Annotated in this window: 20 protein-coding genes and 1 pseudogene; 9 read left to right on the plus strand and 12 right to left on the minus strand. The window is 46.4% G+C overall.

What is annotated here, in order from left to right:
* Positions 1-20: 20 nt before the first annotated feature.
* The 3 genes from MUN34_RS06640 to MUN34_RS06650 all read left to right on the plus strand — a co-directional run bounded on the left by MUN34_RS06640 (position 21) and on the right by MUN34_RS06650 (position 5,491).
* A complete protein-coding gene (locus MUN34_RS06640; protein WP_247857212.1) occupies positions 21-899 on the plus strand; it encodes an NAD-dependent epimerase/dehydratase family protein in 879 nt (292 codons plus the stop codon).
* Positions 900-1,140: 241 nt separating this feature from the next.
* On the plus strand, positions 1,141-3,411 hold the full coding sequence (locus tag MUN34_RS06645) for a putative bifunctional diguanylate cyclase/phosphodiesterase (protein ID WP_247857213.1): 2,271 nt from the start codon (positions 1,141-1,143) through the stop codon (positions 3,409-3,411).
* 187 nt (positions 3,412-3,598) lie between these two features.
* Positions 3,599-5,491 (plus strand): DUF4084 domain-containing protein, encoded by a 1,893-nt coding sequence (locus MUN34_RS06650; protein WP_051525143.1) that lies wholly within the window; start codon positions 3,599-3,601, stop codon positions 5,489-5,491.
* A 125-nt stretch (positions 5,492-5,616) separates the two neighbouring features.
* Here MUN34_RS06650 and MUN34_RS06655 read toward each other — a convergent pair.
* The 3 genes and pseudogenes from MUN34_RS06655 to MUN34_RS06665 form a co-directional block, all read right to left on the minus strand.
* A pseudogene (locus tag MUN34_RS06655) lies at positions 5,617-5,826 on the minus strand (IS200/IS605 family element RNA-guided endonuclease TnpB); the annotation flags it as partial.
* 256 nt (positions 5,827-6,082) lie between these two features.
* Entirely contained in the window at positions 6,083-6,430 is a 348-nt protein-coding gene (locus MUN34_RS06660) for a DUF3147 family protein (protein ID WP_247857214.1), read from the minus strand.
* Positions 6,411-6,821 (minus strand): MarR family winged helix-turn-helix transcriptional regulator, encoded by a 411-nt coding sequence (locus tag MUN34_RS06665; protein ID WP_026828382.1) that lies wholly within the window; start codon positions 6,819-6,821, stop codon positions 6,411-6,413. The genes MUN34_RS06660 and MUN34_RS06665 overlap by 20 nt, the downstream gene beginning before the upstream one ends.
* Positions 6,822-6,906: 85 nt before the next feature.
* Between MUN34_RS06665 and MUN34_RS06670 the strand changes: the two genes are divergently transcribed.
* Together MUN34_RS06670 and MUN34_RS06675 are read left to right on the plus strand one after the other, a co-directional pair.
* A complete protein-coding gene (locus MUN34_RS06670; protein ID WP_026828383.1) occupies positions 6,907-7,275 on the plus strand; it encodes a hypothetical protein in 369 nt (122 codons plus the stop codon).
* 132 nt (positions 7,276-7,407) lie between these two features.
* The gene (locus MUN34_RS06675; protein ID WP_026828384.1) at positions 7,408-8,055 is read left to right on the plus strand and encodes a homing endonuclease associated repeat-containing protein; all 648 of its coding nucleotides are present in this window, start codon (positions 7,408-7,410) and stop codon (positions 8,053-8,055) included.
* A gap of 42 nt (positions 8,056-8,097) precedes the next feature.
* Here MUN34_RS06675 and MUN34_RS06680 read toward each other — a convergent pair whose 3' ends face one another.
* From MUN34_RS06680 to MUN34_RS06695, 4 genes are all read right to left on the minus strand, one after another.
* Positions 8,098-8,535, minus strand: coding sequence for a DUF4362 domain-containing protein (locus MUN34_RS06680; RefSeq protein WP_026828385.1), 438 nt, complete (start codon positions 8,533-8,535; stop codon positions 8,098-8,100).
* A 13-nt stretch (positions 8,536-8,548) separates the two neighbouring features.
* Positions 8,549-9,841 (minus strand): protoglobin domain-containing protein, encoded by a 1,293-nt coding sequence (locus MUN34_RS06685; RefSeq protein ID WP_247857215.1) that lies wholly within the window; start codon positions 9,839-9,841, stop codon positions 8,549-8,551.
* A gap of 171 nt (positions 9,842-10,012) precedes the next feature.
* The gene (locus MUN34_RS06690; protein WP_026828387.1) at positions 10,013-10,528 is read right to left on the minus strand and encodes an SRPBCC family protein; all 516 of its coding nucleotides are present in this window, start codon (positions 10,526-10,528) and stop codon (positions 10,013-10,015) included.
* A 6-nt stretch (positions 10,529-10,534) separates the two neighbouring features.
* Positions 10,535-10,873 carry an ArsR/SmtB family transcription factor gene (locus tag MUN34_RS06695; RefSeq protein WP_247857216.1) on the minus strand — a complete coding sequence of 113 codons (339 nt, stop codon included), beginning with the start codon at positions 10,871-10,873 and terminating at the stop codon, positions 10,535-10,537.
* 142 nt (positions 10,874-11,015) lie between these two features.
* On the opposite strand from MUN34_RS06695, the gene MUN34_RS06700 reads away from it, so the two are divergent.
* Positions 11,016-11,882, plus strand: coding sequence for a LysR family transcriptional regulator (locus tag MUN34_RS06700; RefSeq protein ID WP_247857217.1), 867 nt, complete (start codon positions 11,016-11,018; stop codon positions 11,880-11,882).
* Here the strand turns inward: MUN34_RS06700 and MUN34_RS06705 are convergent.
* A complete protein-coding gene (locus MUN34_RS06705) occupies positions 11,864-12,496 on the minus strand; it encodes a hypothetical protein (protein ID WP_247857218.1) in 633 nt (210 codons plus the stop codon). The two genes, MUN34_RS06700 and MUN34_RS06705, sit on opposite strands and share 19 nt — an antisense overlap.
* Positions 12,497-12,617: 121 nt before the next feature.
* Here MUN34_RS06705 and MUN34_RS06710 point away from each other — a divergent pair, with 121 nt between their 5' ends.
* Together MUN34_RS06710 and MUN34_RS06715 are read left to right on the plus strand one after the other, a co-directional pair.
* Complete coding sequence (locus MUN34_RS06710) at positions 12,618-13,385, plus strand: SDR family NAD(P)-dependent oxidoreductase (protein ID WP_247857219.1); 768 nt, start codon at positions 12,618-12,620, stop codon at positions 13,383-13,385.
* 84 nt (positions 13,386-13,469) lie between these two features.
* On the plus strand, positions 13,470-14,282 hold the full coding sequence (locus tag MUN34_RS06715) for an SDR family NAD(P)-dependent oxidoreductase (RefSeq protein WP_247857220.1): 813 nt from the start codon (positions 13,470-13,472) through the stop codon (positions 14,280-14,282).
* Positions 14,283-14,352: 70 nt separating this feature from the next.
* Here MUN34_RS06715 and MUN34_RS06720 read toward each other — a convergent pair whose 3' ends face one another.
* The 3 genes from MUN34_RS06720 to MUN34_RS06730 are packed head-to-tail and all read right to left on the minus strand — an operon-like array spanning position 14,353 to position 17,467.
* Complete coding sequence (locus MUN34_RS06720; protein WP_247857221.1) at positions 14,353-15,471, minus strand: ABC transporter permease subunit; 1,119 nt, start codon at positions 15,469-15,471, stop codon at positions 14,353-14,355.
* Complete coding sequence (locus tag MUN34_RS06725; RefSeq protein WP_247857222.1) at positions 15,468-16,589, minus strand: hypothetical protein; 1,122 nt, start codon at positions 16,587-16,589, stop codon at positions 15,468-15,470. The genes MUN34_RS06720 and MUN34_RS06725 overlap by 4 nt, the downstream gene beginning before the upstream one ends.
* The gene (locus MUN34_RS06730) at positions 16,586-17,467 is read right to left on the minus strand and encodes an ABC transporter ATP-binding protein (RefSeq protein WP_247857223.1); all 882 of its coding nucleotides are present in this window, start codon (positions 17,465-17,467) and stop codon (positions 16,586-16,588) included. The genes MUN34_RS06725 and MUN34_RS06730 overlap by 4 nt, the downstream gene beginning before the upstream one ends.
* 155 nt (positions 17,468-17,622) lie before the next feature.
* Here MUN34_RS06730 and MUN34_RS06735 point away from each other — a divergent pair, with 155 nt between their 5' ends.
* Positions 17,623-18,669, plus strand: a complete 1,047-nt coding sequence (locus MUN34_RS06735; RefSeq protein WP_247857224.1) for a phosphotransferase — start codon at positions 17,623-17,625, stop codon at positions 18,667-18,669.
* A gap of 30 nt (positions 18,670-18,699) precedes the next feature.
* Here the strand turns inward: MUN34_RS06735 and MUN34_RS06740 are convergent, their stop codons facing one another.
* Positions 18,700-19,689 carry a hypothetical protein gene (locus MUN34_RS06740; protein WP_247857225.1) on the minus strand — a complete coding sequence of 330 codons (990 nt, stop codon included), beginning with the start codon at positions 19,687-19,689 and terminating at the stop codon, positions 18,700-18,702.
* Positions 19,690-19,696: the final 7 nt, after the last annotated feature.

Genomic DNA, 19,696 nt, shown 5'->3' on the forward strand with positions numbered 1-19,696 from the left:
GAAGAAAGAAGGTCGATGATTTGAAACTGACAGGAAAACGCATTTTGGTGACCGGCGTCACCGGGACGGTCGGCGCGCGTGTCGCAAGACGACTTGTGCCGGAAGCACTCGAAGTCCGCGGCTTGATCCGGAATCCCGATCAGCTTGTTTTCGTGGAGCAACTGGGTTTCACACCGGTCCTCGGTGACCTTACCGATCGAGCGTCGCTTAGACAAGCGATGGAGAAGATTGACTGGGTGATCCATTGTGCCGCCTATCTTGGAGAGGACCCGGTCCTTGCGCATCAAGCCAACGTGGTTGGCGTCGAGCACTTGGCAGCTGTGGCACATGAAACGGGTGCACACATCATCCATATCTCGACGACATCCGTCTACGGAGAACCAGCGGACGGTCAGTTGACGGAGTCGTCGCCGCTCGCCGTTGACCATCCGGCACCGTACATCGAGACAAAAATCCGCTCGGAACGCATTTTGAACCAGTATGCAGCGCACGGACTTGATGTCCGCATTCTACGGTCCGGCGCCATCTGTGCCGAACACCATTCCTACTGGGGCGACCGCCAAGTCAAACGGATGCAGGAGGCGGAGATCGTGACTTGGGTCCATCCGGATGATGTCGTGAACTGGGTTCATGCCGATAATCTGGCCGTGATGGTGTACCTCGTCCTCACGCGTGGGAAATCCGGTGACGTCTTTCATGCGGTCGACGCCAACATTCCGGAAACCGACTTTCGCATGCGTCTGATCGAAGCGTCGGGCAAGCCGTATCGCATCCCGAACCGGATAGCGGAGCATCCGACCTATTCGAACGACAAAATCGTTGCCCTCGGTTACCGGCCGGTTCGTTCGTTTGAAGAAACGATGGACAGGTTGGTTTATATGTTTCAATCTCCTGTATGAAACAAGCTCACGTCTGCTTCATTTAAATGGCTCCTGTCATTTTTTTATTCCTGCAGTACCTATTAAATAAAAAGACATGATCTTTGTGATCAGTGTCTTTTTATTTTTGATGCCCCGCTTTTATATCTATAAAAATGATTCTTCAGGTTTATTTGAATTACAATATCGAAATAATCCCTCAAAAAGCCGATATACTATTGAACTACAGGTGTCTTATCAACAGCTTAGAGGAGGTTTTAATTTGAGAAACTTGAAATTCATATCTTTTTTAAGTCTTATTTTTGTTTTTTTATCATTCGGATTTCACTTATTTATATTTGAAGGACCGTCCTGGAAGCGCGTGTTAAATTTAAATAGTATTCAATTAACGGTTGGATTGTTAAGTACTTATTGGCTGTTTAAGACATTCCGACGTGCAGCAAAGAAGGACCAACCCTTTTGGCTATTTCTCTCTGGAGGAACATTTTTTTCAGCGTTCGGGACATTCATTTGGATAGTAATTATGTTACGTTCTCACACCGTTCAAACGCCCGTTTTTTCGTCAGTACTTTGGATTTGTGCTTACTTTCTTTATTTCAGTGCTTTGATTTTTAAATTACGTAAGGATAGCACCATTTTAGCAAACACGACGTACTTCTTTAATATGGCCATCTATATGGTGGCGGCGAGTTCAATTAGTTATTTCTACTTACTTCATCCGCTTTATCATCTGCAAAAAGAGTCTTTTTGGTTAAACGCCATCACTATATTGTTTCAATTTGCCGATTTAGGTATTTTATTTTTTATTGTGACTGTCGGTTATTTAATACCATTTGATCGCAAGAACCATACTTTGATTTTTCTCGTTATCGGATTATTTCTACAGGTGATCGGAGATGTGATTTTTGCTCAACTCACCATCGAGAATACCTATGAAGCCGGTAAGCTGGTGGATTTCATGTGGACACTTGCTTTATTGTTCATCGGATTTACAGGCCTTCACTATGCATCTACCCAATCGCAGTATACTTTAAAAGTTAAAAGACCTTTTTTTAGACGAGAATTTTTACTTCCTTATACGAGTATTCTTCTTTTATCTTTTTTAATGATTAAATCGTATGAATGGCATCTAAATGCTTTGAGTATCGGATGGTTTACCATTTTTATACTCATCTTGATTCGACAAACGATCGTTTTAATAAAAAATAAGCGCCTGTTGACGGAACTTGAGGATGTCGCATATCGGGATCGTTTAACTGGTATTGGTAACCAGGCGGATTTCATCCGGTCGACCCCTGAACTTAAGCAATATCCCAACACATCGATTGCAGTTGTAGTGGTTCATTTGGATCGATTTAAACAATTCATGGATGCCTTTGGTTATCATGTGGGAAATCAAATCATACAAGTCATGAATAGCCGATTATCCGTCATCCTTCCGAAAGGGGTCCGTGTATTTCGGACGAGCGAAAATGAATTCACTGTGCTACTTCCTTACGAAAAAGTAGAAACGCTTCATGAACGATGTAACGAGATGATTGCTTTTTTACGGACCACTATGAAAATTGAATACCATGAGATCAGCCTGGTCCCCCGAATTGGAATTAGTTTATTTCCTGTCCACAGTGACGATCTAGAAGAGCTTCAAAGATTAGCAAGCGAAGCCTTGTATCATTCACAAAATAGAACGCATCATCTGTATACTTTTTATGATACTTCGTTCACTTCACGACTAGCACAGCATTTGGAAATGGAGACCCATTTGCGAAATGCACTACAATCAAATCAATTTGAAGTGTATTATCAACCGAAAGTACATTTATCGACCGAAAACATCGTAGGTATGGAAGCATTGATACGATGGAAACATCCGGACTTCGGATTCATCTCACCTGCTGAATTCATCCCAATCGCAGAAGAGTCCGGATTGATCAATGAAATCGGTGAATGGGTGTTGCGTACGGCTTGTATGTATAATAAAAAACTCCAAATGTCAGGCTTCACGCCACTTCTGCTATCAGTAAATGTTTCGTCACTTCAATTTCAGAATCCTCTTTTCAGTGAGAAAGTGGAAACGATTTTAGAGGAAACAGGCCTGGATGCTCAGTGGTTGGAATTAGAAATCACCGAAAGTATTGTTCAGGATATTGAGGAAAGTATTTCCATCCTCCAAGACCTTGCTCGACTGGGTGTCGAAACGTCGATTGATGACTTCGGTACAGGATATTCTTCACTGAACGTATTGGAGCAGCTGCCGATCGATACGCTGAAAATTGATAAATCCTTTGTCGATCGACTAGAGGAGGATTCCTCTTCTCCAATCGTCAAAACCATTATTGAGCTAGGTATGAATTTAAAATTATCGATTGTCGCGGAAGGGATTGAAACCTTGCAACAGAAAAAAATCTTGCAACAATACGGCTGTCCGATTGGACAAGGGTACTTCTTCTCACCGCCCGTAGAAGCACAAGCATTTATGGCCTTGCTTCCCGTTCACGAAACAATAGTTTTAACGCAAATCAGTCATCACTGAGGTTGCACTGAAAACAGACGATCACAATGATTCGTCTGTTTCTTGTTTAAAAGACGCAGAAAGCGACATAGTTAAAAGTTTTCTTATGTAAACGAATTTTCATTCCCCTAAACCATAATTACCTGCTAGAACCATGAGGTAAGCATGTATAATGAATAAATCACAAAAAAAGGAGTATAGATGATATATGCTTAAATCATTACGATGGCCTTTATCCATTACGTTTTTTTATCTCTTCTTCTATTATATATGGATTTTAGCTTGGAATGATGACTTCTATATTCAAGCATTCGGTGGAAATCTTTTTTCTGTTTTCGGAATCTTCATCGCCTTCGTTTGGCTCTCGTCCACAGTCAAAAAATCGAAAGGTACAGATAAAACATTTTGGATTCTACTGACAATCGCAACATGCTGTTACCTGATTGCAGAGATTATCTGGTTCATTACAGAGAGTATCTTTTTAAGGGCAGTACCTTCTCCGGGTCTGACCGATGTTTTTTATCTGTTACAGGTTGTTTTTATTTTAAGTGCCCTGCTGTACAAAGTCTTTCATCAAACAAAAAAGCAAGAGCGCGTACCCTTCCTGTTTGATGTTTTAATTGTTTTAGTAGTCGCCTCGACATTTTCTTGGCACTTTTTAATTGCGCCCATTCTGGATTCACACGATATCAGCATGAATGAGTTGGTCGTTTCGTTGGCGTATCCGATTGGCGATTTAGGAATGCTTTTAGCAACCGCTTTTCTTTTTTTCAGTGCGACAAAACAACACCAAAATCTTTCGACACTACTTGTATTTGCAGCTTTATTAGTCCAGGCAATCGCCGACTCCGTTTACCTCTATTTGTTGTCGATTGGTGCCTATTTTTCCGGAAGTTTCATTGATCCGTTATTCATTGTCGTCATGATGATACTCGGATTGTCGGGATTACTTCATTCCTCTTCCAAAACGCCAGTAGAGTCCGAAGTGCTGATTGCCCAAATGAATATTTTTCAGCTGTTGACCCCGTATGGAGGTGTCCTGATTCTATTTCTTTTCATGGGCTTACACTCGACCGGAATGGATTCAGTCACCATCGGATCGGGTCTATCAATTGTCTTAGTGATTGTCAGACAAGTACTCATGATTTTGGAAAATCAGCGTCTGGTCAAACAATACTACCGCAAGACGCAGGAGTTAGAAATGAGTGAAGAACGCTATAAATCGTTATTTGAATATCACCCGGATCCTGTGTATTCCACTGATCTTACTGGTCGGTTCGAAAGTGCCAATAAAGCTTGTAGCACCCTGCTTGGTGTAACAAATGAAAAAATACTCGGTAAAAACAGTTTATTATACGTCGATCCCCTTGATCGTGACCGTGTCACTTTTGAGCTCAAACAAGTATTTATTGGCCATCCCCGGAGTTATGAAACAATCGTTAACGGTCATAATGGAAATAAAGCATACATGCATATCACAAACATTCCGATCATCGTTCGTGACAAACTGGTCGGCATCTTTGGCATCGGGAAAGACATTACAACCAACAAGGAAAACGAGAAGAAAGTTAACTATTTGGCCTACCATGATGCCCTAACCGGACTTAACAACCGGATTGCTTTTGAGGAAAAAATACATGAATTGATTAATACTCAAACCAATATCAACGCGAATCAAAACATTTCATTATTTTTCATGGATTTAAATCAATTTAAACGTGTGAACGATTCTTTAGGGCATGACGTAGGTGATCAACTTCTTACAGCTGTTGCTCAGCGTCTGCTTAATATGTCCGAATCTTTTACGATGATCGCAAGACAAGGTGGAGATGAATTTACTTTAATTGCGGAAAATATCGAATCTGATTCAAATTTGCAGGAGTTAGCAAGCATGTTAGTAACTCGTCTTCAAGATCCTTACAACATTCAAGGACATACCATTCATTGTCCTCCAAGTCTTGGTGTATCGTCCTTTCCAATGGATTCAAATTCATTTCGAGAATTGATGAAACATGCAGATATTGCGATGTATGCTTCTAAGAAAAAAAGCCTAAAGGGAGCTTACACTTTGTATTCCTCACTCCATGAGTTAGAAAAGTAAGTAATCCTCTTGAACTACCTCCACCTACGCTTCACTTAGAGGTGGAGGATTCCTGAGTTATCCGACCTGGTCGAAACCTGATCAGGCTAACCCCGTCGTCCCGACGGTTGAAGAAGCTAAAATGCGTTCTGCTTCTTGAAGAAGCGGTCAAACGCATCGGCAAGGTGTTTGACGCTGATCTGAACAGATGTACTATCCACTTCCTTCAACCAGTCGAACTCCTGCTTCAACAAAGGAATTTCTTTGGAACAAGAACCGAAAGACAGCCCTTTTCCAGTGGTCTTGTGCATTTCATCCCACTTCGCCAGGAAGTGGTTGAAGATGAATCGCCTAATTTTGATAAAATCATTTTTCATGACTCTAATTAAAAGAACTTATTTAATAACAGAGGAATGATTTCTCCACATGTTAACTGGACTACTGACAATTCGTTTACTCCATCTTTCAAAAGATGTCGCTTCTCGTTCGTCCGGAGAAAAAAATCACATTCATGTCCTCAATGATATTATGTAGATTTTCATAATCGTATCGTTCTTCAAAGGACTTGATCTATACTTGAAAATAGATCGGCAAAAGTTAATTACTTCGTTATCAAAGTCGACTCCACAGCTGAGTGAGTTGTTGCTGTACGGTCCAAAACATCCACCAACACGCTCCAGCGCACACCATGCTAAGTAAAAGTGATCCACCTCGACTCAAAAGTAGATACAATACCAACAACAGAAGAAACGTCGCCGGTAAGCCGTACAGGACACTTTTGACAAACGCCGTCACTTCCATTTTTGATTGGCCTTGCCGGACGAGCCAAATGAGACTGATCAGACTGACGAGCGGCAGGGCCGCAATCACCCCGCCGTACGTCGGGGAACGTCGGGCCAATTCCGTGACAAAACCGATGATGACGGCACTGGTAAAGATTTTAATCAGAAAAGCAGTCATCGGTCGCCTCCCGAAACAGCTGAAATGCCGTTTGAATCATGTGTTGTTCTGCAGGAGATAATTGGTTTAAAACATGCTCGACACGTTTTGCGTCGAGTTCGGTATGCGTTTTGACGGCTGTCCGTCCTTCACGCGTCAAACTGACTTGAACGACACGCTGGTCGACAGATGACCGTTGTTTGACGACATACCCAAGCCCTTCTAACTTTTTCACATGCTCCGACGCGGTATTCGGAGACAAATTAAACCGGGCTGCAATCTCCTTCACTGTAATGGCGCCTGTCATTTGAATCGTTTGCAAGATCCGGACACTTTGATGCGACAGATTTGCCGTCCATTTCGGATGCAGATGATAGTACAACCGGGCAAAGTCTTCATGAATCGCTGACATCTCGTTCACTCCCTTTTATATCGTTACATCCGATTATATCGTAAATTACGACATAAATAAACAGTCAGGAAAGCGAGGACAGACCATGAAAAAACGAATCACACTGTTCGTCATGAGCAGTCTATTCTTTACAGCAGGATGTACGACTGACACAACGACTTCGACGACAGATTCAATTGCGACGGAAGCCCGTCAAGATCCGGCGGCTGATTTAATCCGGGCAGACGACCGGGTGTATCGGCTCGACGGAAAAGATGCGACAATCAAAAAAAAGAACGTGATTTCCTTTTCGACTGTCACGAAACAACTTACCGCCAAACAACCGTTGACGGACCAATCGGCGACAGACTGGCAATCCGGAACGAAGTTATACCGGAGTGAAGACGCGACCGGTGTGCTGTTTGTTTTCAAAGGAACGACCGCTTACCGGTATACGGCCATTCCGGAAGGCTGATGGGTGCGAAATCCTTCTCTGTTCGAGACGACCGTCCCATTGAACCTTACGATTTTGTTAGTTAAATCTCTTTGAGGTAGATGGTACACTAATCCCATTACGTTCCAACGATCCACTAAGGGAGACTTCTTGATGAAAGAAACCACGCACACATCCACTTCCACCTTGACGACGGATGAAAAAATCATTCGCTTGATCCAAGGTCTTCACCAGTTACATACAACACCGATGAAAGCAGCACATTACCAAAAATTAGCACATTACCTGCCCTATCCCTCTTTACAGGAAATTGAACAACGGTTTGGCTCTTGGACCAAACTATTGGAACAAGCGGGCATCGTCAAACCGTTCGAGTTGTCCACCGAGGACCATTTGATGCTGAATCGGGCAAAACCCGGTACGTCCAGCCAAAAACGCTGGAGTGTGGATGAAAGTATCGCTTTTTATATCAAGACGCGTGGCTCACGCGTGACCATCCGCTCTTACTCGGAGTTACGGGAAACACATACGCAGATGGTGAGCGCAAACACCATCATCCGGCATTATGGGACATGGAAACAGGCACTGGCACATTTCCGGTTGTCGTCAAACGGTTTTTATTCCGACGCAGATTGCCTGAACGCGTTGCGCCAGGCATACGAAGAGCTCGGTCCTGACTTAACGAGCCAAGAGTATGTCCGGTTTGCGCGTAAGCACCAGGCCCCTTCCTTGACCTTATTAATCGAACGGTTCACGAGTTGGCGGGAAGCTTTACGGATTCTCGAAGAGACACTCGACTAAAAAACGGTTGATCCTCGCATGATTCGGAGGATCAACCGTTTTTCATTTTTTAAGTTCACCTGGATTTGATTTGAAAATCTCATGATCCTGTCCTTCTTTGCAGCCGGTCAGGGTAAAGGTGTTCCCTCCCTCAGTTGTTTGTTGCTCAAGGTTTTGACAGATTTCCTTGTTCCGGTCGTCTGCCTGCGAACCATATTCATCACGCGACGAATCGAGGGAATAGGTAAACCGTTTCCCGTCATACGTGACATCTTCAAGGATTGCATCCCCTTCCGTCGTATACCCCGTAATCCGGATTGTATCCTGTTTCTGTTGCCCGACTCGCGTTAAAAACGTCTCGAACCGGTCAAGATTATGCCGTTCCGGCGTCGTGACGATGTCACCGTTTTTACTGGCTTCTTTTAACGGGTAATCGTTGCTTGCACAACCGGCAAGCATCAGAATTCCAACTCCAAACAACAGATGGATTCGTTTTCTCATCCCTATTCCCCTTTCAGAGTGTCGTCGCGACGGTCTGTAAATCGTCAGCCGTCTCCGCAATCGATTCCGCGATATGGCGCATACCTTCAATCGTTCCGGCGACCTGTTCCGTATCCTGCGACAATGTAATGATCTGTTTCGAGACATCGACCGTTTGGCGGGAAATCGTCGTAAAGGCGGTGACGACACGGGTCAGTTCTTCCGTCGTTTGCACGACCGACTGCTCGGTCCCGCTCATCCGCTCCGAGACTTGTCCCATTTTCGAAGTGATTTCCTGGGCGATGCTTGATGCTTCTGACGCGGACCGTTTACTTTCTTCCGCCAGTTTCCGGATTTCCTGGGCGACGACGGTAAAGCCGCGTCCCATCTCGCCGGCTCGTGCCGCTTCGATCGAAGCGTTGAGACTCAACAGGTTCGTCTGATCGGAAATCGCCGTCACCATCCCGGCAATCCGTTCGATTTCGCGTGACAAAAAGGCGAGCTGTGTCATCTGTTCCGTCGTCAGCGTCATCTCTTCTACAACTTGTTCAAACCGTTTCGTTTCCGCCTCGACCAATTCGACACCGTCTGCCGCTTCTTTGGCTGCCTGGGTCAATTGTGTCGCAATCGCCCCTGTCGTCACGGACACCTGTTGGGCATGCCGCTCCATTTCCTGAAAACTGGCAGACGATTGTTGACTCATCGCGGCCAGTTCCTCTGTCGACTTTTGAACGGTCTGTCCGACACGCTGTTTCGCATCCGTCACCGTCTGCCGCTCGGCTTCGACCATCTCCTCATACATCGTCAAAACGATCTGTTGTTCGAGATTAAACAGTTTCCCGGCAGAGCGGACAATCCGGACCTGTTCCGACTCGGGTAACGTACTGTCCTCGATTTGCCGGCTCAAGACGTTTAATACCTTTTGGAAGGCGGCGATGTACCACTTATTTTGCAGGCCGATCCGGACATGCCGATCGGCGATCCGTTTTCGGACGTTGATGTAGTCCGGTGTGACCTGTCCGTCAAACATCTGGAGGATATGCTTGGCGAGCGTTCCTTTTAACCGTTCGAGTGTCGAGTGCCGTTCAATCAGTTGTTTCAGCTCCGGCACCCGGACCAACTCCGCATAAAACGCATCGACCATCTGCGGCATCCACTCCGCGACATCGTGACGGATCAAACGGATGATTTGTAAATCCTCGACCGTCAAATCAATCAGCTGGAGTTGTTGCGCAAATGCTGCCCCCGCTTCTAAGCGAACATGTTCCTGTTCTTGTTGCATCCGTTCTGAAAACGTAATCTCTTGTTGTTTCGACCACCATTTCACACTATCGATCCCCTTTTTCAGTCATCTCATCTTGTATAACGGCTTCATACTGCCAAAGATGAAGCATTTTCCTTTGAATTCCCAAAATGAATGACACTTTTCCCAAAAGAGTGACAGTTCTGAATGACTGTTCGAAAAAAACAACCCGTCCGTGACGGATTGTCAGATCTTTTAGGATACAGTTCGTTGCGCAAGCCATTGATCGAGACGATGCAATTGTGAGGTGAATCCTTCTTTCATTCCCATCTCAAGGACTTGTTTTACCGCTTCCTCGGTCTTAAAGTCCGACCGGAACACTACCCGAGTCCGGTCACCGACGGCTTCGAACGTCGTCACGTTTTCACTGCCCGGCAATTCTTCGGAAATTGTTCCGGAAGCATCCGAAAAATAGTCGGCGTGGGCGTAACTTTGCGGAGCATCGATTTGTCGGAAGATGGCTTTTCCCCACGACTCCATTCCGTAGAATTCCCCTTGCGCGGGATCCTTGCAGCGCATACAGTAATGCCAAATGCCGCCTTCGACGAAATCAAAGGTCGTGATTTCCGTTTGCCAGCCTTCTGGTCCCCACCAGGCTTCGAGATGCTCTTTTTCCGTAAATGCGGCAAATACCAGCTCACGAGGAGCGTCGAACGTCCATTCCATTTGAAGAACGGAACCTTCGACTTTCGTTTTTAGTTTTTCCTGCATTTTCATTCACTCCTTTGGGTTGACTGTGTCCTGTATCTGTTCCAAATATCCTTCAAGTCGTGTCATCCGGCTGACCATCTGCTGTTCAAACGATTGGCTCCACGCAGTGAGACCTTGGAACGGCTCTGTCCGCAAATGATAGATTCTGCGGTTGGCGACCGGTTCGATCCGGACGAGATCCGCTTCGAGCAAAACTTTCAGGTGTTTCGATGTTTGCGGTTGGTTGAGACGTAACTGCGCCGCAATTTCACCGACCGGTAACGGACCCGTCTTCAATAGTTCGACGATTTTCAAGCGATTGGTATCGGATAAAGCAAATAACGTACGTGCAAGCCCATCTGACATGATTTCCACCTCTTCTATTTATATATACCCCAAAAGGAATATTCCAAACGAAGAATATATAAAATTGAGCGAAATAGTTGTCAGACGAAACAAACGTACAGTATCGTCAAAGCACAAGAAGCGAGAGCGAGTGTGAAGTCTGATGAAAACCGAATGGCTCGAAGCCTTTCACGTCACGGCGGAAACATCCAGCCTGACGAAAGCGAGCGAACTTTTGCATATGACGCAACCGGCGCTTAGCAAACAAATCAAAAATCTCGAACAGGCGGTCGGCGCTCCGCTGTTCACACGGACGACGAGCGGCGTCTCGTTGACGCCGGCAGGAGAAATCGTCTTCAAAGACGGACAAAAAATTCTCGAACAGCTCGATGACATGCAACGAAAAATTGATCAGTTGCAGGGACAGACGTCGTTTACACTCGGTTCATGGCCGAGTGTCGCCATGTCTTACCTGCCGCAACACTTCGCCAACCATCCAACAGTGGGCGGTCCGGAACTGAAGATCAAGACGGCCCATACGTACATCGAACTGATGGCCGGTTTGGAGCAGCATCAGTACGATGCCGTATTGCTCGACGATCGGCAAATCGAGCATCCGTATCCGTCGACACACCTGTATACGGAACCGTTTTTACTCTACTTCCATGAAGCTGACGAACGGTTCGAAGGCTGTGTCGATGTCCGGTTCGATCAAATCGAAGCCTCGTCGTTCCTGTCCTTGCCGATCGACTGTGACTCGACGAATATCCTGAAAGCCGCGTTTGCGGAACGCGGGGCGACCTATACCGTCGCCTCGGAAATGGAATTTGGTTCAAGCGTCCTTGGCTTCATCCGGGCAAAACTCGGGATCGCGATTTTACCGGCAATCTTTCAGGATGGTCTCCCGCCGGAAGTCCGGACATTGCCGATCACCGGTTTTGATGTCACACGCGAATTATCTCTCGTAACACGGGACGCGGAACACCATCAAACGTTACTCCGCATGATCGGTCATCCCCGCAACCGTTGATTCAGTTGGTTCCGCAGAGCGTCGATTTCGGAACGGTCGAGCGTCTGATCGTCGATTTCCCCGTAACGGACCACATGATAAAGTAGCGGATTAATCGGCAACTCGATCCGGTCGAGCCAATCCTGGACCGTTTCTTCCGGCCGGCGTTTTGATCCGTCCGGTAGCTGCCGGTCAAAAGAAGCAATCAATTGACGGACTTCGGAAACGGAGTCCGTTTGTTGTCGTTGTCGCTCCGGACGCCAGTCAAGCGGTGCTATCTTCGGACGTAAGATTTGCGGATCCCCCTCTTCCGTCGGCTCAAGCAACTGTTTACGCCGGCGGTATCCGAGTAACCGGCGGAACACAAAAACAGATAAGAAGGCTGTGACCAGTGCTCCGACCGGCAGCAGAATATCCGGCAAGAACAAGGAGGTACCTTTGATCATTGGACCTTTCGGGAACGGTTTTGCTCCAAATTTCGGCCCATTCATTGCTTTGCGCGGCTTAATTTTGTAATGGAATGTGTAATCCGCCGGTTTATAGATATATGTCTTATAAACATAACGTTCAAACGCGACGAGCGATGCGGCCATTACCAAAACGGATAGAATCATCAGTCCGAGCTTCCGTTGCATAATACGCCTCCTTTTTTTACCAAATAATAACATATAGCGGCTAGTCCTTCAGCATTTTTCTTTCTTTTCAGTCAATTTGAGCGTACAGTAAAATTACACTGTCAGAATAGGATGTGATCATATGTACTTACCTTCGTTTCAACTGGATCAGAAAACCGTTCTTGTGACCGGTGCCGGTCGCGGCATCGGCCGTGCCCTGGCGATCGGAATGGCGGAAGCTGGCGCGGATGTCTTACTGGTCGCCCGCACGGAATCCGATTTACAGGAAACCGCAAAACAGATTGAACAACTTGGACGGCGCGCCTTTGTCTTAACATGCGACGTGACGGACCGGACGCAGGTCCAGGCGACGGTCGACCGTGCCTATACATATGTTGACCGGATTGATGTCCTTGTCAACAATGCCGGAATGAACATCCGCTCGAAAGCACTGGATGTCACCGAGGACGAGTGGGAAACAATCCAGCAGACGAACTTAAAGTCTGTCTTCCTATTCTCACAGGAAATCGGACGCCGGATGCAGGACACCGGCGGCAGTATCCTGAACATTGCTTCGGTTGCGGGACACGTCGCCTTACGAACCGGTGTCGTCTATGCGACGACGAAAGCCGCCTTGATTCAGATGACAAAAGTCTTAGCGCTTGAATGGGGTCCGAAAAATATCCGCGTCAATGCGATCGGACCGTGGTATTTCAAGACACCGCTGACGGAACCGTTGCTCGCCGATCCCGCTTATTTGCAGGACATCGTTGACGTGACACCGCTCGGCCGGGTCGGTGAACTGACGGAACTCGTTGGACCAGCTGTGTTCCTTGCGTCGGACGCCGGAACGTACGTCACCGGACAGACGCTGTTCGTTGACGGCGGGATGACGATTAAAGGATTTTAACGTGAGACGAAAAGGACTTCCGATTTTAATCGAAAGTCCCTTTTTCTGTCGTGTCCTATTTTTAAAGTGAGGTGGGAAAACCAGATGGATTCATTAAGAGATACGATTGCTGTCGTTACCGGCGCATCCCGCGGCGCCGGTCGCGGAATCGCTTACGAACTGGGACGATCCGGAGCAACCGTCTACGTGACGGGACGCAGTACGCAGGAAAGCTCCACCGACGGTCGTCCGGAAACGATTGAACAGACGGCCGCCGGTGTCACGGCTCGCGGTGGTCTCGGTATTCCGGTCCGTTGTGACCATACCGATCCGGACGAGATAACTTGCTTGTTCCAACAGATTCAAGACCAGCACGGTCAGATTGATCTGCTCGTCAACAGTGTGTTCGGCGGTTCGGAAGCTTCCCTTCCTGTGGGGCAAGGCAAACGATTTTGGGAACGTCCGCCGGAACACTGGGACGCGATGATGGTCGCCGGCCCGAAAGCCTATTTGCTGACGACGCGGGCGGCTGTTCCGTTGCTTCAGCAAAGTCCAACAGCATTGATCGTCAATTTGACGTCGTTCACGCCGGATCAAGCCGCCGGCAATTTGTATTATGACTTAGCGATGCAGTCAATCAACCGAATGACATTTGTGATGGGTCAGGAACTTCGAACGTCTCGCGTCGCTTCGATTGCGCTCTGTCCCGGCTTCATGCGGACGGAACGGGTCGTCGACGCAGGCTTCAGCAGTGATGCGACTGAGACAACCGCTTATGTTGGACAGGCTGTCGTCGCCCTTGCCCAGGACCCGGATATCCTGCAACGGACCGGGCAAGCTTTGTTCGTGTCGGATCTCGCACGTGACTACGGCTTTACGGATCAGGACGGAACGCAACCGGCGACGTTTGTTTTGTAAGTAATCTTTTATCGGTTTACACAAGAAGGTTCGGCTTGGTCTCGCGACAGCCGAACCTTCTCGTATTTCATCATGCCATTCTCCGACCAATTACTCGGTACATCAGTTTGATTAAAATGAGTGACGTGATAAGTGTGACAACAAGTACGGCAACCGGTAACAAGACCGGATAACCGAAGACATTAACCGTCACATACTCCCGGAATAAAACGTAAACACTTAGTGCCTGTCCCTGTGTGAACTTCACCAAAGTCCACATGAACTCCGGTGTTTCTGTATTAAACAGAACCGTTTCAATCAGAAAAGGTCCGCCGACGATGAGTCCACCGAGGAATACAGCGACCACCGTCTGTTTAATCAACATCGACAGGAACAACAGGACGATGACAAGCGAAACGGCAATCACCCACTGATACAATACGGAAAACCCGTATAATTCAGCGAACGTCAACGGGTAAGGTGAGTTGCCGTAAGCCGCTTGGATCGGAATATCCCAACCGGAATGCCCGCGGAAGAAACATAGCAGTTGAACCAGATTGTAGATTAGAATCGTCCCCGTTACCAGTGCGACGGATACGATCAGCTTGGCCGTCAACAATTGTTTTCTCCCATGCCGTGAAGAATACAGATACGCCGCAACACCGGTCTGATATTCATTCGAGAAACTGACTGCTGTTCCGAAAATCAGGACCACTGCCAACAACGCATATCCACCGGTTCCTGAAAACGTCAGCAGTTGATCAAACGTTTGATAGTTTCCGACCGGACGATAATCAATCGCTTCCGTCAAATCAGCTTGTAATGAGAATTGCCGTTTTTCATATACAGTGGATGCCTCCTCTCCTTCCTGACGGAGCGAAGAGACATCTTTGGATTGCTTGCCATAAGCGGATGCAGCCTCGAGCACGTTATGATAGGAAGCATTTTGTTTCTTTTCCTCTGCTGTCGGATGACTTTTTTTGACATAGGCTTCACTCCCCGCTTCCGCACGCGCAATCATTTCTGTCGTCAGTTCCCCTTCAAACCCTGTGTTGACACGATCCGCCCACGGCCATCCCATCCGTTGCACGGAAAAGTACAATCCGGCAATCAAGATGACAAGCAGCAACAACCATAAAAAGCGTTGCTGCAACAATTTGTAACACTCAAAGCGGATTAACTCCCGCAACGTACTGTCTGATTTTTTCATACGACTTGCCTCTTTCGACTAGTTTGATAAAGGAATTTCAATACAATCAGGGTCACGACTAACTGCACAAGCAGGATGGCAACCGGCAACAGCAACGGAATCCCAAGATGGATCGTTTGATATGTCTTAAACACTTCTCCGGTCAACAAGGCACGGCTCGGGAAAAATAAAATCCCTTGCTCAAAAAGTTTCATTTCCAGAAAAAAGATGCCTGAAATCACAAACTGGTAAAGAAGCGGGACACCCATTAAAATGCTCGACCAAAGAATCGCTTGAATCGCTGTTTTGGCGAAAAACGATATCGTTAGCACCCAAATGCCAAGCACGATTAATACAAATGTCTGATAACCAAACGATACTAACCAATATTGCCCGATGGAGAACGGGTACGGTGAATCGGTCAAACCGTTTACAACCTGCATTGGAGCGGACCAGTCGATGGTTCCGAAACGATACGAGGCAAGACCCAGAATGCCTAGATGCAAGATCATATTGACGCCTGTCAGGAAGATCGATCCAGCAATCAGTTTCGCCGTCAGTAACTTCGTCCGACCGTTCACAGCAGGCAGTTGGTATTGATCAACGCCCGAAACCCGCTCTTTGGAATAGATGAACGCAATCAGCAACAGCAAAGGGAACAGCAGGACAGCAACGCCGGTTTGAGTCGTGAACGCTACTGCTTTTTCTGCCGGGATGTGGTACTGGATCGTGTCCAGATTGATTTGTTTCAACAGACTGATATGTAAGGCACGGTCCCGTTCGTCAAAGCCCGGTTCAACCGTTTTATTCGCTAGCGCTTCCAGCCCCTGCGCTTTAAAAATTTGTGCTTCTTCGATGTTAAACAGATGGGCGAATGCTTCATTTTCGTATGAAGTGGCGGAACCAAACTGATTATCTAGATCATAATCTTCATCATTAATTTTATTTGCGCGGTCATGTATTTTCTTAAATGTTTCTGCTGTCGCCGGACCTTCCCATGCGGCATACTTCGCGCGGACGTTTGCTTCCTCTTCTGAAAATACGGACGACATCAAGTACAGCAGCAAGGCGACGATGAACAGCAGGGCAGGAATTGATGTACAGAGTTTATACAATTCAAAGCGTATCAACTGGCTCATGCACTTTTTCCCCGTCCGTCCAAATGATACAAATATAAGTCTTCCAGCTGCGGCTCATCTTGAACCGCCTTCGGATGCGGCAGTTGGCTTGAAATGATTCGGACCCGGTTTTTACCTTGTCGCGTCTGTTGGATTGATCCAATTTGATATGTCTCTTGTAAATCGAGTAATTCCTGGTCCGTCACATCAACAGTCCAGATTTCCGTCGCAATTTCATCCAATAGTTCATACGGATTGGCCTGTTTAATGATGCGTCCCTGTTTCATCAAAATGATTTCACGGGCAATCGATCCGACATCCGAAACGATATGGGTCGACAGCAGTACAATTCGCTTCCGGGCAATCGACGCAATCAGATTCCGAAAATGAATCCGTTCCTTTGGATCAAGGCCGGCCGTCGGCTCATCAATGATTAGGAGTTCCGGATCATTCAGCAACAATTGGGCAATCCCGATTCTCCGCTTCATGCCGCCGGAAAAACTTTTCAACTTCTTATTGGCGTGTTCTGTCATGTTGACCGCTTCGAGGGCGGACATGACGCTTGTTTGGACATCCTGTTTTGGCACCCCTTTGACGGTCGCGAGATAACTTAAAAATTTAGCGGCAGTAAAGTTACTGTAGACTGGGGTATCTTGCGGAAGATAGCCGATTTTCTCACGGTACGCGTCAGCAAGCGGCGACATTTCTTGTCCGTCAACAAGAATCTTACCCGTTGATGGCTTAAGCAATCCTGCTAAAATCTTCATCAACGTCGACTTACCTGCCCCGTTTTCTCCGAACAAAGCATAGACGCCCGGTTCTAACGTGATGTTGGCATCCATCAATGCCTTTTTCCCATTCAGATATGTTTTTGAAGTGTTTTGAATCTCAATCTTCATCCCATTTGACTCCTTGTGTTCATTATTTAATCTAGCATCTTACACATTATACAAAATTTGTATCTTTCAGTGTAATGGATTTCAAATAAATGTTTTTGCTATAATGGGTATTCTTTGAATTCAAATGAGAGCGTATGCAGAAAGGAGTTCCGACTATGGAACAGACCAACCCATTTACTTTAATCAATCAGGCAGTCATGAGTTACGATCTTGACTTTCAATCGCTTGAAGTTGAACCCGTCTCTTTAACAACCTACGGCAAACACGGAGATTTACACTACAAAATCCTGATTGACGGACACCCCTATTCGATACGCTTGTTGCCGAAAAAGCGTTATATCGAGTCTTCTCTTCCACAATCTACATCGGATATCCTTACGCTACAGTTACGATACACCGATTATTTGCGCACGCAGGGCATTCCGTTCATGGAGCGTGTGAAACCGGCGAACGAAGCTTTTTTTACGACCATCACGGATCCGGTCGGACTACATTGGACATGTTGTCTGTTCCACTGGATGGACGGACACCACGTAACGGCAAATACGATACATACGGCGGCTCGGATGGGCACGTTAGCCCGTCAGTTACATGATGTCTCGTTGCACCAACACGATATCTGTTTTCCATACATTGACCATACGATTGTCTATCAACGTTGGCTCGGCGATTTACAACGCCTTTTGGTCTCACGGATGCCGGAATCGGCCCGAAATTCCCTGCAGGAGTATCTGAATCTAGCACAATATCATCTCGACACCGCAAAATATCACCAATCTCCTTCCTTTCAACCGGTCATCTCGACTGATTTGAATTCGCTCAACATCTTATGGAATCAGAATCAACAAATCATTGGAATCGTTGATCACGAACATATCGGTGCAACCGACCGCGTGCAGGATTTGGCCTGGCTGATCAAATGGTATGCCCGGACGGAAGGGATTGGCTCGCATGACGTGTCCGGACGTTTAGCCAAAAGTTTACTGACCCACTATAATTCGCCGACCGTCCTCGTATCGCAAGACGATCCGCGGTTGGCTGCCTTGTTATGGCTCTCGGGCTGTTTTAATCTGCATTTCGTTGAACGGACGAAACAGCTTGCGTTCGATGCAGAAAACAACCCGATCGGTTATGATCAGTTTCGGCTTCATTTGCAGACATACCGTCTTCGGGGCGAGCGACTGGTCGGTCTGTTAACCTAACAAAAAAAACAAGTCACAGGACTTGTTTCTTCACAATACACGAAATGGACTAACGCTGTCGGATGGTTTTAAACGATATGTAGCAATTGGTTTAAAGTAGCTGTTCAGCGTCTTGACCTGGTACTCGCCTGTTTGCGTAACTAACTCAAGGACATGATAGGTTTTCGTTTTGCTGTCATACACGTAGTCGATCAAATCATGATCATTGTCATACAGAAGTCGGGCTTGTTTCGTCCGATGATTGATTTCAAAGAAACAGTCCATATTGAAAATCAGTTCGGTTTCCCGTGAGAGCATCTGTGTTTTCTCTACTCCACCTTTTACATACTGGTTTGAAGTCATCGTATTCGTGCTACGCTGTTTTTTTGTGTCGTAAGACAGAATCGTTAATTTATTCTCGTTCTTAGGTGAGGTACCGTAAATCTTCAGTTGTGAACCGGCTAGGCGAATGTAATCGGCATAGATTAATTCTTCGATGATCTCATGATGGAGAGGTTTCAATGATGTTGTATCAAAGGTATGGAGTTTGATCGAGTAATCGATTCCTTTCATATGATCTGCCAAAACATATAATTTGTCACCGGTCACGATCAAATCTTTTCCGAAGCCGGTATAACGTTTCGTCGCACCGATTTTCTTAAAGTCCAATGTATATTTCGTCAGCGAAAATTGATTGATTGCCGATAAACTCATCACGTAATAGGCATTTTTATACTTCTTGATTCGCATCGGTCCCGACTCAATCTGCTTGATGGTCGTCTTACTATTTTTCAAGTTGATGACACGGTTATGATAAGAACTGTACAACAATCCATCATGCAGACGATCAGCGCCTTTCAGCGCATAACGCACCGTTTCAATCTTTTTATTGCCGATATAAGTCTCGAATGTTGTTATCGGTTGCTGATAACTTGTTGATACGACTTGATACGTATCTTTTTGCGCCGCTACAGCGTGATTAAATCCAACAGTCATACTGACAACTGTTGCTGACATCAGCAGCTTGTAAGCTTTTTGCATAAGTTAC

It is taken from the genome of Exiguobacterium sp. 17-1 (genome assembly GCF_023096305.1).
Taxonomy (GTDB): domain Bacteria; phylum Bacillota; class Bacilli; order Exiguobacteriales; family Exiguobacteriaceae; genus Exiguobacterium_A; species Exiguobacterium_A sibiricum_A.

Excerpts from the sequence above, each read along its gene's own strand:
- MUN34_RS06740 (WP_247857225.1), bottom strand. The coding sequence starts at position 19,689 with ATGCAAAAAGCTTACAAGCTGCTGATGTCAGCAACAGTTGTCAGTATG.
- MUN34_RS06735 (WP_247857224.1), top strand. The coding sequence starts at position 17,623 with ATGGAACAGACCAACCCATTTACTTTAATCAATCAGGCAGTCATGAGT.
- MUN34_RS06695 (WP_247857216.1), bottom strand. The coding sequence starts at position 10,873 with ATGTCAGATGGGCTTGCACGTACGTTATTTGCTTTATCCGATACCAAT.
- MUN34_RS06720 (WP_247857221.1), bottom strand. The coding sequence starts at position 15,471 with ATGAAAAAATCAGACAGTACGTTGCGGGAGTTAATCCGCTTTGAGTGT.
- MUN34_RS06710 (WP_247857219.1), top strand. The coding sequence starts at position 12,618 with ATGTACTTACCTTCGTTTCAACTGGATCAGAAAACCGTTCTTGTGACC.
- MUN34_RS06675 (WP_026828384.1), top strand. The coding sequence starts at position 7,408 with ATGAAAGAAACCACGCACACATCCACTTCCACCTTGACGACGGATGAA.
- MUN34_RS06670 (WP_026828383.1), top strand. The coding sequence starts at position 6,907 with ATGAAAAAACGAATCACACTGTTCGTCATGAGCAGTCTATTCTTTACA.
- MUN34_RS06700 (WP_247857217.1), top strand. The coding sequence starts at position 11,016 with ATGAAAACCGAATGGCTCGAAGCCTTTCACGTCACGGCGGAAACATCC.
- MUN34_RS06665 (WP_026828382.1), bottom strand. The coding sequence starts at position 6,821 with ATGTCAGCGATTCATGAAGACTTTGCCCGGTTGTACTATCATCTGCAT.
- MUN34_RS06690 (WP_026828387.1), bottom strand. The coding sequence starts at position 10,528 with ATGCAGGAAAAACTAAAAACGAAAGTCGAAGGTTCCGTTCTTCAAATG.
- MUN34_RS06725 (WP_247857222.1), bottom strand. The coding sequence starts at position 16,589 with ATGAGCCAGTTGATACGCTTTGAATTGTATAAACTCTGTACATCAATT.
- MUN34_RS06715 (WP_247857220.1), top strand. The coding sequence starts at position 13,470 with ATGGATTCATTAAGAGATACGATTGCTGTCGTTACCGGCGCATCCCGC.
- MUN34_RS06650 (WP_051525143.1), top strand. The coding sequence starts at position 3,599 with ATGCTTAAATCATTACGATGGCCTTTATCCATTACGTTTTTTTATCTC.
- MUN34_RS06730 (WP_247857223.1), bottom strand. The coding sequence starts at position 17,467 with ATGAAGATTGAGATTCAAAACACTTCAAAAACATATCTGAATGGGAAA.
- MUN34_RS06660 (WP_247857214.1), bottom strand. The coding sequence starts at position 6,430 with ATGACTGCTTTTCTGATTAAAATCTTTACCAGTGCCGTCATCATCGGT.
- MUN34_RS06680 (WP_026828385.1), bottom strand. The coding sequence starts at position 8,535 with ATGAGAAAACGAATCCATCTGTTGTTTGGAGTTGGAATTCTGATGCTT.
- MUN34_RS06705 (WP_247857218.1), bottom strand. The coding sequence starts at position 12,496 with ATGCAACGGAAGCTCGGACTGATGATTCTATCCGTTTTGGTAATGGCC.